Source organism: Paenibacillus sp. sg306046 (assembly GCF_059821225.1).
The window spans coordinates 87,419-103,829 of record NZ_JCAMRT010000011.1 but is presented as its reverse complement, the minus strand read 5'-3'; the positions used below and the strand labels follow the sequence as shown (position 1 = coordinate 103,829).

At 53.8% G+C, this 16,411-nt stretch carries 15 protein-coding genes; 5 read left to right on the top strand and 10 right to left on the bottom strand.

Translation table 11 applies throughout. The features are described 5' to 3' along the window. Positions 1 to 25 precede the first annotated feature (25 nt). The 7 genes from cobA to AC6ROY_RS13210 form a co-directional block, all read right to left on the bottom strand. The gene (gene cobA / locus AC6ROY_RS13240; RefSeq protein WP_500100981.1) at positions 26 to 1,576 is read right to left on the bottom strand and encodes a uroporphyrinogen-III C-methyltransferase; all 1,551 of its coding nucleotides are present in this window, start codon (positions 1,574 to 1,576) and stop codon (positions 26 to 28) included. Positions 1,577 to 1,642: 66 nt separating this feature from the next. Continuing rightward, complete coding sequence (gene hemC, locus AC6ROY_RS13235) at positions 1,643 to 2,590, bottom strand: hydroxymethylbilane synthase (RefSeq protein ID WP_500100980.1); 948 nt, start codon at positions 2,588 to 2,590, stop codon at positions 1,643 to 1,645. Between the two features lie 15 nt (positions 2,591 to 2,605). Then, positions 2,606 to 3,310, bottom strand: coding sequence for a precorrin-2 dehydrogenase/sirohydrochlorin ferrochelatase family protein (locus AC6ROY_RS13230; protein WP_500100978.1), 705 nt, complete (start codon positions 3,308 to 3,310; stop codon positions 2,606 to 2,608). A gap of 16 nt (positions 3,311 to 3,326) precedes the next feature. Continuing rightward, positions 3,327 to 4,151 carry a cytochrome c biogenesis protein CcsA gene (gene ccsA / locus AC6ROY_RS13225; RefSeq protein ID WP_500100977.1) on the bottom strand — a complete coding sequence of 275 codons (825 nt, stop codon included), beginning with the start codon at positions 4,149 to 4,151 and terminating at the stop codon, positions 3,327 to 3,329. Positions 4,152 to 4,168: 17 nt separating this feature from the next. Beyond that, positions 4,169 to 5,566, bottom strand: a complete 1,398-nt coding sequence (gene hemA / locus AC6ROY_RS13220; RefSeq protein WP_500101072.1) for a glutamyl-tRNA reductase — start codon at positions 5,564 to 5,566, stop codon at positions 4,169 to 4,171. A gap of 293 nt (positions 5,567 to 5,859) precedes the next feature. After that, positions 5,860 to 6,258, bottom strand: coding sequence for an adenosylmethionine decarboxylase (gene speD, locus AC6ROY_RS13215; protein WP_500100976.1), 399 nt, complete (start codon positions 6,256 to 6,258; stop codon positions 5,860 to 5,862). A 397-nt stretch (positions 6,259 to 6,655) separates the two neighbouring features. Next, a complete protein-coding gene (locus AC6ROY_RS13210; RefSeq protein WP_500100975.1) occupies positions 6,656 to 7,243 on the bottom strand; it encodes a non-ribosomal peptide synthetase module in 588 nt (195 codons plus the stop codon). 413 nt (positions 7,244 to 7,656) lie between these two features. Here AC6ROY_RS13210 and AC6ROY_RS13205 point away from each other — a divergent pair, with 413 nt between their 5' ends. From AC6ROY_RS13205 to AC6ROY_RS13190, 4 genes are all read left to right on the top strand, one after another. Next, a complete protein-coding gene (locus AC6ROY_RS13205) occupies positions 7,657 to 8,229 on the top strand; it encodes a sulfurtransferase TusA family protein (protein ID WP_500100974.1) in 573 nt (190 codons plus the stop codon). Positions 8,230 to 8,282: 53 nt separating this feature from the next. Further along, entirely contained in the window at positions 8,283 to 9,419 is a 1,137-nt protein-coding gene (locus tag AC6ROY_RS13200) for an MBL fold metallo-hydrolase (protein WP_500100973.1), read from the top strand. Between the two features lie 75 nt (positions 9,420 to 9,494). After that, positions 9,495 to 9,971 carry a DsrE/DsrF/DrsH-like family protein gene (locus AC6ROY_RS13195; RefSeq protein WP_500100972.1) on the top strand — a complete coding sequence of 159 codons (477 nt, stop codon included), beginning with the start codon at positions 9,495 to 9,497 and terminating at the stop codon, positions 9,969 to 9,971. A gap of 81 nt (positions 9,972 to 10,052) precedes the next feature. Further along, positions 10,053 to 10,313 carry a metal-sensitive transcriptional regulator gene (locus AC6ROY_RS13190; RefSeq protein WP_500100971.1) on the top strand — a complete coding sequence of 87 codons (261 nt, stop codon included), beginning with the start codon at positions 10,053 to 10,055 and terminating at the stop codon, positions 10,311 to 10,313. 226 nt (positions 10,314 to 10,539) lie between these two features. Here the strand turns inward: AC6ROY_RS13190 and yihA are convergent, their stop codons facing one another. The 3 genes from yihA to lonB all read right to left on the bottom strand — a co-directional run bounded on the left by yihA (position 10,540) and on the right by lonB (position 15,484). Next, positions 10,540 to 11,214 (bottom strand): ribosome biogenesis GTP-binding protein YihA/YsxC, encoded by a 675-nt coding sequence (gene yihA, locus AC6ROY_RS13185; RefSeq protein ID WP_500100970.1) that lies wholly within the window; start codon positions 11,212 to 11,214, stop codon positions 10,540 to 10,542. Positions 11,215 to 11,246: 32 nt separating this feature from the next. Further along, complete coding sequence (gene lon / locus AC6ROY_RS13180; protein ID WP_500100969.1) at positions 11,247 to 13,577, bottom strand: endopeptidase La; 2,331 nt, start codon at positions 13,575 to 13,577, stop codon at positions 11,247 to 11,249. 203 nt (positions 13,578 to 13,780) lie between these two features. Continuing rightward, positions 13,781 to 15,484 carry an ATP-dependent protease LonB gene (gene lonB, locus AC6ROY_RS13175; RefSeq protein ID WP_500100968.1) on the bottom strand — a complete coding sequence of 568 codons (1,704 nt, stop codon included), beginning with the start codon at positions 15,482 to 15,484 and terminating at the stop codon, positions 13,781 to 13,783. Between the two features lie 145 nt (positions 15,485 to 15,629). Between lonB and AC6ROY_RS13170 the strand changes: the two genes are divergently transcribed. Beyond that, a complete protein-coding gene (locus tag AC6ROY_RS13170) occupies positions 15,630 to 16,376 on the top strand; it encodes an N-acetylmuramoyl-L-alanine amidase family protein (RefSeq protein ID WP_500100966.1) in 747 nt (248 codons plus the stop codon). The last annotated feature ends 35 nt before the right edge of the window (positions 16,377 to 16,411 follow it).

Genomic DNA, 16,411 nt, shown 5'->3' with positions numbered 1-16,411 from the left:
ATCGGATTTTTAGATCAAGTCCGTTCTATGCACCGTCTGATGCGGCGGAAGGCTCCTGAATGCTGCGCACAAGTGCATCCACGGTCGCCTCGTCGGCCACATAATCAACCTTCAGCCCCAGCTTTTCAGCTGTCTGCGCCGTCAAAGGTCCGATACAGGCAATTTGGCAGCCCTTCAGCAGCTCCAGCGGCGCTTCCACGCCCAGACGCTCCAGCGCCTGCAGCAGGTTGGTCACCGTCGAAGAGCTGGTGAACGTCACGATATGAATCATGCCTTCGCGCAGCAGCCCGATGACTTCATCGCCGCCGTCGGTTTCCAGCACATTTTCGTAAATGTCGATTTTGACAACGTCCATGCCCAGCTCGACAAGCTTGTCAGGCATCGTCGTTCGCGCGATATCCGCCGTCGCCAGCAGCACGCGTTCTCCGGCCTTCAGCCGGGGAATCAGCGTCTCCAGCAGCGCATCGCCCTGGAAGACAGGGGGAATCGCCTCCACTAGCAGCCCGCGCTGCTCCAGTGCGGCAGCCGTTTTCGGCCCGACGGCAATCAGGCGAGCTTGAGCGAGTGAACGAATGTCGCGGCGCAGCTCCTTCAACCGGTCGAAAAACGCCTCCACGCCGTTTACGCTCGTAAAGATGACCCAATCGAAGTCGCCCAAATTTTCCAGCGCGTGATCGCGCTTCGCCTGCGCTTCCGGCTTGCTCGAAGGCTGCGTCCGGATGACGGGGAACTCAACAGCCTCGCCGCCGCGCTCCTCGATCTGGCCGACCAGCTCACTGGCCTGGCTGCGCGCCCGCGTAACGAGAATGCGGCGGCCGAACAGCGGCTTTTTCTCAAACCAGGCCAGCTTCTCGCGCAGCCTGACCACCTCGCCGACAATCGTCACAGCCGGTGATTTGAACTCGGCGCTCCGCACCTTCTCGACAATATCCGCCAAGGTGCCTGTAATTGTCGCCTGCTCCATCCACGTTCCCCAGCGGATCAGGGCAATCGGCGTTTCCGGCGGCTTGCCGCCAGCGATCAGTTGGGAGCAAATCGTATCCAGGTTCGCGACGCCCATCAGAAAAATGAGCGTGCCGGATGCCTGCGAAATATTCGGCCAGTTGACGCTGGAATACGTTTTATTTTTATATTCATGCCCCGTTACAATCGAGAAGGAGGACGTAAAATCACGGTGCGTCACCGGAATCCCTGCATAAGCCGGAACCGCGATAGCCGATGTAATGCCCGGCACGATTTCAAACGGAATCCCGTTGTCTGCCAGCAGCTCCGCTTCCTCGCCCACGCGTCCGAATACGCTCGGATCGCCGCCTTTCAGCCGGGTGACGATTTTGCCTTGCAGCGCCAGATCAACAAGCAGTTGACTGATCTCCTCCTGCTTGAGCATATGCTTGTCAGGCAGCTTGCCGACAAAAATGCTCTCCGCGCCCCGCTTCATATGCCGCAGCAGCCGCCGATTAGCCAAACGGTCGTAGACGACAACGTCAGCCCTCTGGATCGCTTCCAGCCCGCGCAGCGTAATGAGCTTAGGGTCGCCGGGACCCGCTCCTACCAAATAAACGGTTACCTTGCTCATGAACGTTCTCTCTCCTCACCTGTGCGGATCTCTCTCTACAGCCAGACCTGCGAGCCGCCGCCCGCGTTATTCGCGCGCCGCCTCCAGCAGCTCCGCCGCTCCTCTGCCGATCAGCGCCTCGGCCACCTGCAAGCCGAGCGCTTCTGGGTCGGAGCCGGTTAACGCAGCCTTGAGCATGTCCTTCCCGTCCGGCGAGCCGACCATCCCGGTCAACCGAAGGCACGGACGGCCCGCCTCGTCAACCTCGCCCGTAAGCTGCGCGTACGCGCCGATGGGCACCTGGCAGCCGCCGTTCAGCTTGCCGAGGAAGCTGCGCTCCGCTGCAACAGCGATGGCCGTCGCTTCATGGCGGTACAACGCCAGCAGCTCCAGCAGAAAAGCATCATCGCTGCGGCATTCGATGCACAACGCCCCCTGGCCGACGGCAGGCAAGCAATGCTCCGGCTCCAAATACGACGAGATGCGATCCTGCCAGCCAATCCGGTGCAGACCGGCCCCGGCCAGCACAATCGCATCAAAGCCTTCCGTCTCCAGCTTGCGCAGCCGGGAATCAATATTGCCGCGGATCGGCTCGATCGCCAGATCCGGACGAGCATGCTGGAGCTGGCTTGACCGGCGCAAGCTGCTTGTTCCGACCCGCGCCCCTTGAGGCAGGTCCTCAAGGCTGCCGCCGTTTCGCATAATCAGACAATCACGCGGGTCCTCCCGCTCAGGCACCGCGCCGATGACGAGTCCTTCCGGCAGCTCGAACGGCATATCTTTCATACTATGTACCGCGAAATCAGCTTCGCCATCCAGCAGCGCCTGCTCGATCTCCTTCACAAACAGCCCTTTGCCGCCAACCTTCGACAAGGTGACGTCCAGAATCCGGTCACCTTTTGTCACGATTTTTTTAATTTCAAATTCCGCTTCAATGCCGTGCTCCGCGCACAGCTTCCGCAGATGCTCAATGACTTGGCCGGTTTGGGTCAGCGCAAGCGCACTTTGTCTCGTTCCTACTACGATCGTCCGCATAACGTACAGCTCCAATCATTCCGTATAGTCGTACTGCTCCAGCCACGCCTCAAGCTCGCTTATGCCCTCCGGCGTCGGCTTCCGGCGCAGCCGCTCGAACAGCTCTGTCCGCAGATGGTCAGGCAGGCTGCCTGCTTCCCTCAGATGCGCCCGCAAGTTCCAGCGCAGCATGCCGCGAAACATCGCCTGCCGCTCGCTAGAGTCGCCCGCCAGCTGCTGAACCGTCTGCCGCAGCTCCAGCAGCAGCTCCAGATACGCTTCATAGCCGTCGCCCAGCCAGCCGCCGATTTCATCGCGCACATGCTGCGACATTCCGGGACTGGCCCCGCCGGTCGAAACGGCAACCGTCAGCCGCCCTTGCCGATAGATCGCAGGCAGCAAAAAATCGCCATGGTCGGCTTCATCCGCGCCATTGACCCAAATCCCCAGCGCCGCTCCTTCTTCGCGGACCGCCTGATTGACAGCGGCATCGTCCGTAGCCGCGAACAGCAGCGTCGCCTGGCCGACAACGGCCAGTCCAGCCGCATAAGGCTGCCGCAGCAGCTCCAGCTGCCCGGCTTCCGCCAGCCGCTCCAGCTCCGCCGTGGCCTGCGGGGCGATCACCGTGACCATAGCTCCTGCGGCCAGCAAACCGGCGGCCTTGCGCGCAGCTACCCGCCCGCCGCCAACGACACAGCAGCGCTTCCCGCCCAGCCGCAGCATTACCGGATATAGCGTCATGGCCGAACCGCCCTTCTTACGACCACTGATGGAAGGTCGAATAATAATTGCTGAGCACCAGATTGGTCAATGTAATGACGAATGCCGCCAAATTCCACAAAGCAAGCCGATTGCCGGGCGCCTTGAGCATCGTCCGCTGAAACAAATAAAAAATATAAGCCAATAGCACAAACCACGAATTTAATACCTTCGGATCAAAAAACAGCCGGTAATCGCCCTGCAGCGAAATCCATACAATACCGAGCGAAATTGTCAACAGCAGCAGCGGAGCGCCGATCAGCACCGACACAAGCGCGAAGTGGTCCATTTTCTCCAGACTGGGCAGCCGCTGCATATTTTGCGACCATTGCTTCTCCTTGAGCTTGCGGTGAAGAAACAGGTACATCCCCGAAAACACCGCCGATACGACAAAAGCCGCATATCCGGCCACTGCAAGCGAAATGTGAATAAACAACAGCTCATCCTTGATATTCCAGTTCGACAAAGCAGGCGACACGTCCGGCTTCGAAAACATATTCAGCGCCAGCACAGCAAATCCAAGCACGTTGACGAGAAACACAAACAGCTCGATCCGGAAAAACCGGCTGACCGCAAGGGAGATCGTCACCAGCAGCCAGGCAAAAATAAACAACGTTTCAAACACGGAAAATGCGGATAAGGAAACATGAGAGCTGAGACTGGAAATCAAATAACCGGTTTGCAGAACCCAGACAAAAAGAAGCAACCCTGTCCCCATCCGTTTTGCGCTTCGATTCGGATTGTTGAAATCCGCGAAGTAAAACAGGAGGCTCAGGGCATACGTATAAAGTATCGCATCGTAAAACCAGGTTTGGGTGACCATGGTCTATCCTTTCCGGATCAGGCCTTAGCCAGCAGCTCGCCGGGCACGGTCGCCCGCACCTTGGCCAGCAGTTCCTCTTTGGCGCGCTCCTGCGCGTCCTCCGCTTCCCGCTGCCGCAGCTCTTGCTCCGCCCGTTTCTGCCCATCCAATTGCTCCTCAAGAGCAAAAATTTTCGTGAACAAGTCCAGCGCCTCATCGCCGTGACGCTCTGCGGCCATTTCTTTAATGCGGACAATCGGATCGCGCAGCATCTGGTTCACGATGCTTTTGGTCAGCTTGCCGATGACCTTCAATTCCCGCTCATCCAGCTCCGGCAGCTTCTTCATCAGGCTGTCCATCGTTTCCTCATGGATGAGGGAGGCTTTCGTTTGCAGCGCTTGGATGACGGGACTGACACCAAGCGTCTTGGACCATTGCTCGAAGGCGACCATTTCGGCTTTGATCATTTCTTCAATCTGGACAGCCGCCTTGTGTCGTTCTTCCATATGGGCATTCACCAATGATTGCAGATTGTCAATATCATACAGGAACACGTTTGGCATCTCGCCAAGACGCGGGTCCAAATCTCGCGGTACAGCAATATCCATCATAAACAGCGGTCGCGCTCTGCGCCGCTGCAAAATACAGGACACCTGCTCGGCGGTCAGCACATAACCGGACGAGCCGGTCGAGCTGATTACAATATCCGCCTCCTCCAGGTGAACGGAGAGCTTGTCCATGGTACTTGCCACGCCTCCGAAGCGTTCTGCCAGCTCTTTGGCACGGCTTAAAGTGCGGTTGATCACCGTCACCTTGCTGGCGCCGCTGCTACAGAGATGCTTCACCGTAAGCTCGCTCATTTTGCCCGCTCCGATAATCAGCACTTTTTTATTCTCATAGCTGCCGAAAATCCGTTTGCCCAGCTCTACTGCCGCATAACTGACAGATACCGGATTTTCTCCAATGCCAGTCTCGAAATGCGCCCGCTTCGCCATCGTAATCGCCTGCTTGAACACCGAGTTAAACAACACGCCCGTTGTTTTCAACTGCTGCGCCAGCAAAAACGCGTCGCGTACCTGACCGAGAATTTGCGTCTCGCCGATGACCATCGAGTCCAGCCCGCTCGTTACCCGCAGCAAATGCTCGACAGCTTCCTCATGCTCATAAATATATAAGTGCTCGTTGAACTGCTCCTTGGGCACATGAAACCACTGTTCAAAAAAGTTGCGCAAATAACGCGCGCACAGCTGCTGCGTATCTACGGCCACATACAATTCCGTCCGGTTACAGGTGCCCACGATGACGCATTCCATCACGCTCCTGGTTGCTTTTAGCTCTTGCAGCGCCAACGGCAAATCACCATCGGCGAATGTAAATTTCTCGCGAATAGACACGGGTGCCGTCCGATAATTCAACCCCGCCACGACGATATGCATCTGGTTCACCTGCCCCCTCCTCTAAATTTTCACTTCATTATAGCACAGCTATGTGCGATTCTTCGACAACATTTATGAAAGTTTTTTTAACTCGCTTTCACAAATTTATTTTATCAGGCTGTGAAACGCATCACTGTGCGCTTCGTCACAGCCCGGCAAACGGACGCTCATCACGCCTCCTCTGTCAGTTTTATCGCATTTACCCAATCCTATACGGCTGTAAAAGAAATAGCCTCGAAGCTTGAAAGCTCCGAGACTATCATATGTCAGTAACTTTTTTAGAGTGTCGTTTCTTATTTCACCAAAGCATAATTCATAACCGGCGTCTCCACTTGCAATTCGCCGATCCCGCGAACGATTTTCTTCGCGTGTACCTTCTCAGGCTTCAATACAGACAGCATGTGCTCGATCGCGAGTTGAGGATCAACCGTTTCGCCGCAAGTGTAACAATCAAGAGCCGCGAATCCTCTCTCAGGATACGTATGAATGGAGAGATGACTTTCCGAAAGCAATACAAGTACCGTTGCTCCCTGGGGCTCAAATTGCTTGGATTGTACCGACATCACCGTTGCACCACATGCCTCAGCAGCTTCTACCATTTGCGCTTGCAGCCATTCCGCACTGTTGAGAAGTTCAAAGTTAACTCCCCATGTGTCTACGGCTACGTGTCTTCCGAAAGTTGAGTATTCCATCTTTCGGTTCCCCCTTCCTAGGAATAAAATGTTTTGAAAATTTCATCCGCTAGGACCTACGTCATTCACTTCTCTCGAGGGAAAAATCTCTCGCAACATTCAATGTCCTGAGTGAATCCTGGTTCCTATTTTGTTTTCAACGAAAATAAAAATAACATCTACCGAACAGAAATGCAATACTTTTTCGAAAACTAATTTATTAAGATTTTTCCTGTAACGTACATGAGCACAATATGTCAGCGGCATGACCGATGTGTAAGCTTTACAGCAGACAGACCTCATTATTTTTCGAGCCGCTTGCGGACAAGCCCCTGAAATAGAAAAGAACCCGGCGATCGCCAATTGCAGCGAACCAGACGGGTCTTCTAAACAAATGCGCATTTTCACATATAGGAATTCAGGCTTCGAGTATAAATAAGCGGTGCGTCAGCTTGTGCAAGCGGCCATCAATTTGCTCCCGCAGGCCATTGTCCTGCATCTCGTTTCTCAAATCGAGCAGCTGGTTGATTTGCTTGCGGATGGCATTGATTTCAGCTTCCACTTCGTTTTTGTGAAACAGCTGCTCCAATTGGCCAAGCGTATCGCGGTATTCGTACACAAGCCTTTCCGCAGTATCCGTGTTCTCCGTAATTTTAACGACGGCTCCTTGCTTGTACGTATAGATCATCGTGTAACCAGCGTAAATCCGGTGAACAACGGCATCGCCTTTGAACAAGGATACCGCTTTCCGCATGGCGTTGACGAGATTTTTGTTATGAATGCGGCAAGTACCCTGACAAACATACATATTCATGTGGCGTTCGAAGGACAGGATAATCGCTTCGCCTGCGTCATCCTCCAGTACAACCTCATGATTCCCGTTTTCCAGCACTTGCACTTGCATAGAAGCTCCATGATCGCCGAACATCCGAATAAAGCTGCTCATCTCGGCTTCCGTTAACTGTAGGCAGGTTTTGACATATACGGTCGCTAACCTATTTGCCATAAAAATCCCTCAATTCATTGTTTTCGAACCTGGAAAGCCTCTGATGAAACACGATACGTTAACACGTTAGTATTCCGTATCCATTATACTACATATTTATTTCATATTCCTGCTTGCAAACTCGGGTATTTCGCCGGATTTCAGAAAAATCTGCTTTTTATCGGAATTGAGCCAAAGGAAACGCCAGAAACCTCAATTTCTTTCGCAATTGTTTCCCAATGACCGAAAACGTGCGCTTCACTGAAAAGCAAGGCAGTTTCTGACCTCGTTCACAAAGGGCTTGACGAAAAGCACAAAAATAATTATAGTTTCTGTATACCCCAACGGGTATGGGTATAAAATCGTATTTTCGTCTGGCAGCAGCTTCTTTGTTTGCGAAGTCCTTAACTATTTTAAATATCTGGAGGTTTATCATGACAACTTTACTGGCAGATCGCACACTGAAATGTGAAGGGCTCGCGTGCCCATTGCCCGTCGTACGAACCAAGAAAGCCGTTGATGACATGAAAGCCGGCGAAGTATTGGAAATCCGTACGACCGATAAAGGCTCGGTTGCTGACTTAAAGAGCTGGGCCAGTCGGAGCGGGCATCAGTATGTAGGCTTGAAGGAAGAAAACGACGTTTTCCGCCATTTTATTCGCAAAGGTGAAGCCGCCGAAACGAAAACCGAAAACACGTATCCCCATACGACAACAAATCAAGAGCTTCACGCCAAACTAATCTCAGCAGAAGCACTGAATATCATTGACGTTCGGGAACCGGTCGAGTATGCATTCGGTCGCATTCCGGGCGCCATCTCGATCCCTCTGGGCCTCCTTGAAGAACAGCTGTCTTTGCTGGACCCTAATAAGGACTATTATGTGATATGCCGTACAGGCACCCGAAGCGATATGGCTTGCCAGCTGCTGGCAGAGCATGGATTTTCACGCATTAAAAATGTAATTCCCGGCATGCTGGCGTGGGCAGATGAACTGGAGCAAGATTAATTTCATTTGTTCAAGTAAGCCTGATTTCCAATATGATTACCGGAGGAGTCGACATGAGTAAAGTTTCATTAACCACCGCCGAGCATTTGCATGCCAGGATGAGCAATGGCGGGAGCGTGTTCGTTCTGGATGTACGCAATAACGAGGAATTTGAAAGCTGGAAAATCGAAGGGAAACAAGTGGTTTCCATGAATATTCCTTACTTCAATTTTCTGGAGGAGGACGAGAGCATCCTAAAGGCTCTGCCGGAAAACGAGGAGATCGTGATCGTTTGCTCCAAAGGGGGATCGGCTCAATTCGTTGCAGAAGCACTAGCTGAAAAAGGCTACAAAACCTCTGTGCTGGATGGAGGAATGCTGGCCTGGAGCCAATTCCACCATCCAGCAGTCGTCATCCTTGAAGACAACCTGAAGCTGCTTCAGATTAACCGCTTGGCCAAGGGATGTCTTTCCTACGCTATCATTTCTCAAGGAAAAGGCATGCTCGTCGATCCGAGCCAAAGGATTGAGTTCTATCTCGAATTATCCAAGCAGCACAACTTTACGATTGAGCATATCGTAGATTCCCATTTACATGCCGACCACATCTCTGGCGGGCCAGAGCTTGCGAGAAGGACAGGAGCGACCTACTATATTTCCTCCGGAGAAGCCAAGGGAACCGCCTTGAGCTATGAGCCGTTGGAGAAGCACAAAGCCATTCACTTTGGTCAAGCCGCAGTGGAAATCCTGGCGATGCCGACGCCGGGACATACCCCGGGCTCCACATCATTTTTGCTGAATCGCCAATATTTGATGTCGGGTGACACGATCTTTGTCGGCGGGTTAGGTCGGCCTGACCTGGGCGGCAAAGCGAAGGAATGGGCGCAGGACTTGTACGATACCGTGTTCGGCACAATAAGTGAGCTATCGGACGATGTGCTGGTTTTGCCGGCCCATTACGCCGATATTCGGGAAACGAATGATGACGGTATCGTCGGAGCGATGCTTGGCGACATCCGAAGAAATAACGAAATCATGCGAACTACGGACCGCGAAGCATTTACGGAACAGGTCGCAGGAGCTGCTTCCACGGAAAAGCCCCCGAATTTCGAAGAAATTATCGCCATCAATCGCGGCGAGCTGTACGTAGAGCCCGGCCACGCGGTACAGCTTGAAATTGGACCGAATCGCTGTGCCGTTCATCATCACTAATTTATCGTAAAAGGAGAAGAATATTCATGGCTGATTTGATTGTGGTGGCGAAAAATGACAAGTGACTGCCTCCAAATGAATAAAGAAAAATCCACGATTGTCTTATTCAGCGGGGAGCTGGATAAAGCGATAGCTGCATTCATTATTGCCAATGGGGCCGCCGCTTATGATCACGAGGTGACGATTTTCTTCACGTTCTGGGGCTTGAATGCTCTGCGTAAGGATGAAGCTGTTGTTGTAAAAAAAGGCTGGCTAGAGACGCTGTTCGCCAAAATGATGCCCCGCGGCGCGAGCAAGCTTGGCTTGTCCAATATGAATTTCGGCGGCCTGGGTCCCAAAATGATTAAGCACGTTATGAAGAAGCACAACGCTATGACGCTGCCGCAGCTTATCGAACTCGCTCAGGAACAAGATGTCAAATTGGTTGCTTGCACCATGACGATGGACCTGCTTGGCTTACAGAAAGAAGAGCTGTTGGACGGGATCGACTTTGCAGGCGTTGCCGCGTACTTAGGTGATGCTGCGGATGCCAAAGTTAATTTGTTTATTTGATGCAGCCAAGCGGCATTGTTTTTAGGAGACGGATCGGCAATAATATACCTGTATGGGTATATTTGAAAGGATGGTCTCGGCATGCAATATGATGAGGATGTTAAAAAAAGATTAAAGCGGGTGGAAGGGCAAATTCGCGGCGTATTGAAGATGATGGAGGAAGAGCAGTCCTGCAAAGACGTTGTGGCCCAATTGTCCGCCGTAAGAAGCGCTGCGGATAAAGCCATTGCGTACATTGTCGCTGTCAATCTTGAGCAATGTATTATGGAAGAAAAGGAAGCCGGAAGAGATTCGAGCAAAATCGTTCAGCAAGCTATTGATTTGCTAGTGAAAAGCCGTTAAGCAGCAAGAAAAGAGGCTATAGGCATGGATGTAACTCTGAAAACAAACCCCAATATTGATGTTAAAATAAATCGGAATAGATTTTGTAGCGGCCCGATCTCGGTCAAGCTCATTTAATCTGCTGCGCAGCTCGTTTAACGGAAATCAATCGAGCCGCTACGTCAAAGAAGACCTTTTCCGATGGAAATGGTCTTCTTTGACGTAGCCAGTCTGCAACGATCTGCCGCTAAGCCGGATCGTTCGACGCCTGCGCAGCCGGCTCAGACGACTCCGGCTGCTCCGACGCTTCTGATGAAATGGACGCATCATCGGCTCCGTAACCGATTCGCTGCTCAATGATGCTCCACAGCTCGTCTTTGCCGAGGCCAAGCTCCGAGGAAAACAGCACCAGTTGATCGTCTTTGTCTGCACCGAGCGTTTCCCGCACAATCTTGACGTGCTTCTGCCACTTGCCCTTCGGAATTTTATCCGCCTTCGTTGTGACGATACAAATGGGCACGCCGTTATGCTTCAGCCAGTCATACATGGCCTGATCATCCTTGGACGGCGGATGGCGCAAGTCGATGATCAGCAGCACCAGCTTGAGCGGCTCACGCTCCAGCAGGTACGCTTCGATAAACTTGCCCCATTTCTCCCGTTCCGTCTTGGATACCTGAGCGTAGCCGTAGCCTGGCAAATCCACGAAATATAAATCCGAATTAATCCGGTAATAGTTCAGCTGCTGCGTTTTGCCGGGCTTGGAGCTCGTTCTGGCTAAATTTTTGCGGTTGATCATCCGATTGATCAGCGAAGACTTCCCGACATTGGAACGCCCTGCCAAAGCTAGCTCCGGCAAGGCATCCGCAGGATACTGACTCGGACCAACCGCACTGATAATAAACTCAGCTTGATTGACCTTCATTGCTGCACTCACTCATTTCGTGTTTCATTGGTCTACACCCGGGCTGGCTTCACCAAAGCATGCTCCAGCACCTGGTCCATATGGGAAACCGGGTGAAAGGTCAGCTCAGCGCGGACGCTTTCCGGAATTTCCTCAATATCCTTCTCATTATCCTTCGGCAAAATAATCGTGCGGATGCCGGCGCGGTGCGCAGCCAGACATTTTTCCTTGAGTCCGCCGATTGGCAGCACACGGCCGCGCAGCGTTATTTCGCCGGTCATCGCCACCTGCCGCGACACCGGAATATTCGTCAGCGCCGAGATCAGCGCCGTCCCCATCGTAATGCCCGCGGACGGTCCGTCCTTCGGAATCGCGCCTTCGGGGATATGAATATGAATATCGAACTTCTCGTGAAAGTCCGGCTGAATGCGGAATTGCTCGACACGCGAGCGGGTATAGCTGAACGCCGCCTGCGCCGATTCCTTCATGACGTCGCCGAGCTTGCCCGTCAGCGTCAGCTTGCCGTTGCCCGGCATCACCGTCACCTCGATGACCAGCGTATCGCCGCCCACCTCAGTCCAGGCCAGCCCCGTAACTGCGCCGATCTGGTCGCGCTCCTCGGCGACGCCGAAGCGAAACTTGGCCGCGCCGAGAAACTCCTTCAGATTATCCGGCGACACATGCACCTGCGCTGCACCGCCGACGATCTGCTTGGCCGCCTTCCGGCACACAGACGCGAGCTGCTGCTCCAGGTTGCGGACACCGGCCTCCCGAGTGTATTCACGCACCGTACGCATCACGGCGCTTTCCTCGTAGATAAGCTGCGTCTCCTCCAGGCCGTGATCACGCTTCTGCTTGGGCAGCAGGTAGTTCTGAGCGATGTTCAGCTTCTCGATTTCCGTGTAACCCGGAATGTATAGCACTTCCATCCGGTCCAGCAGCGGGCGCGGAATATTATGAACGGCATTAGCCGTGGTCACAAACATAACGTTGGACAAGTCAAATGGCACTTCGACGTAATGGTCGCTGAATGTGCTGTTTTGCTCCGGGTCAAGCACCTCCAGCAGCGCAGACGCCGGGTCACCCCGGAAATCCATCGCCATCTTGTCGATTTCATCAAGCAGGAACACCGGGTTCGCCGTTCCGGCCGTTTTCATGCCTTGAATAATACGTCCCGGCATCGCACCGACATAAGTACGACGATGACCGCGAATTTCCGCTTCGTCGCGCACGCCGCCGAGCGAAATCCGGACAAACTCGCGATTCAGCGAGCGGGCAATCGAGCGGGCGATCGACGTTTTACCGACCCCTGGAGGTCCGACCAGACACAAAATCGGCCCCTTGAGCTTTTTGACCAGCTTCTGGACGGCCAAGTATTCAAGCACCCGTTCCTTCGGCTTCTCCAGTCCGTAATGATCCTGATTTAAAATTTCCTCGGCCTTGTGAATATCGAGGTCATCCTCGGTGAGATGTGACCATGGCAGCCCGAGCAGCCAGTCGATATAGTTGCGGATAACCGAGCCTTCTGCCGAGGTCGCCGGCATTTTCTCCAGACGCTCGATTTCCTTCTCGATCTTCTCGCGCACTTTTCCCGGCACATCGCTGTCGTTTAACTGATTGCGCAGCTCCTCAACCTCACCGGCGCGGCCTTCCTTCTCGCCAAGCTCCTTCTGGATGGCCTTCATCTGCTCGCGGAGATAATATTCCTTTTGGGTTTTCTCCATCTGCTTTTTGACGCGCTGGCTAATTTTACGCTCCAGCTCCAGCACTTCCCGCTCATTGTTGAGAATGCTTAGCAGCTTTTCCAGCCGCAGCCGAACGTCAACCGTTTCCAGAATTTCCTGTTTATCTTTAATTTTCAACGACAGGTGACTGCAGATGACATCGGCCAGTCTGCCCGGCTCATCAATGTCCGATACAGCGGCGAGTGTCTCCGGCGTCACTTTCTTTGATAAATTAATATAATGCTCGAATTGGTTCAGTACCGTGCGCATCAGCGCGTCAATTTCGGGATCGGACGTTTCCTGCTCCGGCAGCTCGCGGACATTCACCTCATAATATTCCTCGTTCGTGAGAAATTCGGCGATTTCAGCTCGCACGATGCCTTCAACCAGCACTCGAATCGTTCCGTTCGGAAGCTTAAGCATCTGCCGTACTTTGGCAATCGTGCCGATCCGGTAAATGTCCTCCGATTTCGGTTCCTCAATATTGACCTCGGACTGTGAGCAGAGCAAAATCAGGCTGTCGTCCACCATCGCCTTCTCCAAAGCTCGAACCGACTTTTCCCGCCCTACGTCCAAATGCAACACCATACTCGGATACACCAGCAGTCCCCGCAGCGGCAGCAGCGGCAGCCGACGCATTTTATGTTTGCTCGGTCCCATCCTCAGGGCACCTCCACACTGTTCTGACGTGATGATCGTCGCTTTACGCTTTCTTTATCTTAGCAAAATTAGCCGTAAAACACCAATAAGGGAAGCTGTTCTTCATGGAGTTTCTCCCGAAACAAGCAGCGTTATAAGTGGAAATCGGTGCGCAACGGGCGTTAGCAAGAGAGCCCGAGCGCGCGGCAAACCAAAAACGCGCTCTATTCGAGCGCGTCGGCGTGCAGCACTTTAACGGAAGCAGGAGCGGCAACATCGGCAGGCAGCGGTTCATGCTCCACCCGTTCGGTAAGCTGCAAACCGAGGGAATGGTGCAGCGCCTCCTCAATGGAATCGACAGGGATGACTTCCAGTCCGTTCAGCCCTGCAAATATTTCCTGCCAGTTTTCCTTCGGAATAAGAACGCGGGTTGCCCCCGCCTGAAAAGCCGCCTCCACCTTGGCAATGACGCCGCCTACAGGCTTTACTTTGCCATGAATACTGATTTCGCCGGTCATGGCAATTTGATTATCGACCGGAATTTGCTTGATCGCCGATGCAATCGCGACGGCCATCGCCACCCCGGCCGAAGGCCCGTCAATCGGAATGCCGCCGGGAAAGTTGATATGCAGATCATAATCATATGGGTTCAGCTGCTTGCGGCGCAGCACGGTCAGCACATTTTCCACCGAGCCGCGAGCCATGCTTTTGCGGCGCAGCGTCCGCGAGCCGCCGCCCATTTCTTCCTCATCGACAACACCTGTGATCGTAAATTGACCGGCTCCCGGACGGGCGGCGGCAATCGCCGTCACCTCAATATCGAGCAGCATGCCGAGATTCGGCCCGTACACGGCCAGTCCGTTGACGAGACCGATTTCGGGACGGCTTTGAATTTTCCGCTCGGGACGCGGGGAAATTTGCGAGCTGTTCACGACCCACTCCACATCGGCCGCCGTCAGCTCGCGCCGTTGGTCGGTCAGCGCCATGCCGGCAGCAAGCTGAATGACGTTAACCGCCTCGCGCCCGTTCGTCGCGTATCGCTTCACCACATCGACGGCGGCCGGGTTATCGGGAAAGCCGATTTTTTTCAGCGCCTTGGCCGCGATCAAACCAATTTCATCCGGCAGCAGCGGACGGAAAAAAATTTCCATGCAGCGCGAGCGAATGGCCGGCGGCAAATCAGACGGATTCCGTGTCGTCGCGCCGACGAGCCGGAAGTCTGCGGGCAGTCCGTTTTGGAACACATCATGAATATAACTCGGAACATTCGTATCCTCCGAATTGTAATAAGCACTCTCCAGAAACACCTTGCGGTCCTCCAGCACCTTGAGCAGCTTATTCATCTGATGCGGGTGCAGCTCGCCGATTTCGTCGATAAACAGAATGCCGCCATGCGCCTTGGTTACAGCGCCCGGCTTCGGCTGCGGTATACCGGCAACGCCCATCGCTCCGGCTCCCTGGTAAATGGGGTCATGCACGGAGCCGATCAGCGGGTCGGCAATGCCACGTTCGTCAAATCGCGCCGTTGTCGCGTCAATTTCAGTGAATTTTGCATCGGGCCGGAACGGCGATTCCGGATTTTTTTTCGCTTCTTCGAGGACGACGCGAGCCGCTGCCGTTTTACCGACGCCCGGAGGACCGTAGACGATCACATGCTGGGGATTAGCGCCGCACAGGGATGCCTTCAGCGCACGCAGCCCTTCCTTTTGACCGACGATATCGTCCATCGCCTGCGGCCTTGTTTTCTCGGCAAGCGGCTTGTTCAAGGAAATGGTCCGCAAGCGGCGAAGCTTCTCCAGCTCCTTCTTCGATTCTTTATCCACGGCCGAACGATTGGTTTGTTGGTTGCGCAGCAAATTCCAAAAGTACAAACCGATGACGATGGCAAAAAACAATTGGATCACCATTAAAACCATACTGATGTTCATGTTTCCTTCTCCCTCCTGCTTGCGAATACTAATTGGTAGTATTGCCCTCCGCTTACAGCATTAATCCCTATAAGGCGCAAACTTTTTCGGAAAGCTAAGCATGAGTCTTTAATTTCGATCCGGTGCTCCGGGAAAGGAAGCCGATATGACTTTGCCAACAGTTCGCAGCTTTTGCCGGATTGCTTTCGTCAGCCTGCTGCTGCTCAGCTCGCCGACCACGGCCGCCGCCGCTGCCCCTCAATCGCTGCCCGAATCCTTCCTGCTGCCCGAAATTAAAACCGACCACCCCGCCATGTCCGGCGTAGATGTCGTCATTGATGTGGGGCATGGCGGCATCGACAGCGGCACCATGTACGGTGACATCGAAGAGAAAAACATCAATTTGGCGATAGCCAGACAAACCTATGATTTGCTGCGCCAGCAAGGTTATCTGGTGCTGATCAACCGCACCGGCGACTATGCGCTCAGCGCGGAAAATTTGTGGCTTCGCTCCAAATCGCGCCATATCAAAGATTTGGCGCAGCGGGCGCATCTGGCCAATGAAGTAAAGCCGCGTGTCGTCATCAGCCTGCACGTGAACGCCGCCAAACGCGCAAGGGCCCGTGGCGCGATCATTTTGCACCAGAAGGATAAAGGCAGCCATGAGCTGGCAAAGGCGCTGCAAGCTCGTCTTAACGATTTTTACGGCATCCCGCACGAGCCGGTTTACGGACGCACATATTACTTGCTGAAATACTCCAAAGCGCCTACCGTCATCGTGGAGGTCGGCTTTCTTACGAATGCCCAGGACCGGGAGCTGCTGGTCAGCGAGAAAGGACAGCAGGCAATCGCCCGGCAGGTAGCGGACGGCGTGGCCGCTTATTTACGCGATCATGCCGAAAGCAGCCCGTAGGAACCGGGACCAATAGCCAGTTCAGAAAACCGTAT

Bases quoted from the DNA above. Each gene is read 5' to 3' on its own strand.
- speD (WP_500100976.1), bottom strand. From the start codon at position 6,258: ATGGAATACTCAACTTTCGGAAGACACGTAGCCGTAGACACATGGGGA.
- ccsA (WP_500100977.1), bottom strand. From the start codon at position 4,151: ATGGTCACCCAAACCTGGTTTTACGATGCGATACTTTATACGTATGCC.
- AC6ROY_RS13170 (WP_500100966.1), top strand. From the start codon at position 15,630: ATGACTTTGCCAACAGTTCGCAGCTTTTGCCGGATTGCTTTCGTCAGC.
- AC6ROY_RS13205 (WP_500100974.1), top strand. From the start codon at position 7,657: ATGACAACTTTACTGGCAGATCGCACACTGAAATGTGAAGGGCTCGCG.
- AC6ROY_RS13230 (WP_500100978.1), bottom strand. From the start codon at position 3,310: ATGACGCTATATCCGGTAATGCTGCGGCTGGGCGGGAAGCGCTGCTGT.
- hemA (WP_500101072.1), bottom strand. From the start codon at position 5,566: ATGCATATCGTCGTGGCGGGGTTGAATTATCGGACGGCACCCGTGTCT.
- cobA (WP_500100981.1), bottom strand. From the start codon at position 1,576: ATGAGCAAGGTAACCGTTTATTTGGTAGGAGCGGGTCCCGGCGACCCT.
- AC6ROY_RS13190 (WP_500100971.1), top strand. From the start codon at position 10,053: ATGCAATATGATGAGGATGTTAAAAAAAGATTAAAGCGGGTGGAAGGG.
- lonB (WP_500100968.1), bottom strand. From the start codon at position 15,484: ATGAACATCAGTATGGTTTTAATGGTGATCCAATTGTTTTTTGCCATC.
- AC6ROY_RS13210 (WP_500100975.1), bottom strand. From the start codon at position 7,243: ATGGCAAATAGGTTAGCGACCGTATATGTCAAAACCTGCCTACAGTTA.
- AC6ROY_RS13200 (WP_500100973.1), top strand. From the start codon at position 8,283: ATGAGTAAAGTTTCATTAACCACCGCCGAGCATTTGCATGCCAGGATG.
- hemC (WP_500100980.1), bottom strand. From the start codon at position 2,590: ATGCGGACGATCGTAGTAGGAACGAGACAAAGTGCGCTTGCGCTGACC.
- AC6ROY_RS13195 (WP_500100972.1), top strand. From the start codon at position 9,495: ATGAATAAAGAAAAATCCACGATTGTCTTATTCAGCGGGGAGCTGGAT.
- lon (WP_500100969.1), bottom strand. From the start codon at position 13,577: ATGGGACCGAGCAAACATAAAATGCGTCGGCTGCCGCTGCTGCCGCTG.
- yihA (WP_500100970.1), bottom strand. From the start codon at position 11,214: ATGAAGGTCAATCAAGCTGAGTTTATTATCAGTGCGGTTGGTCCGAGT.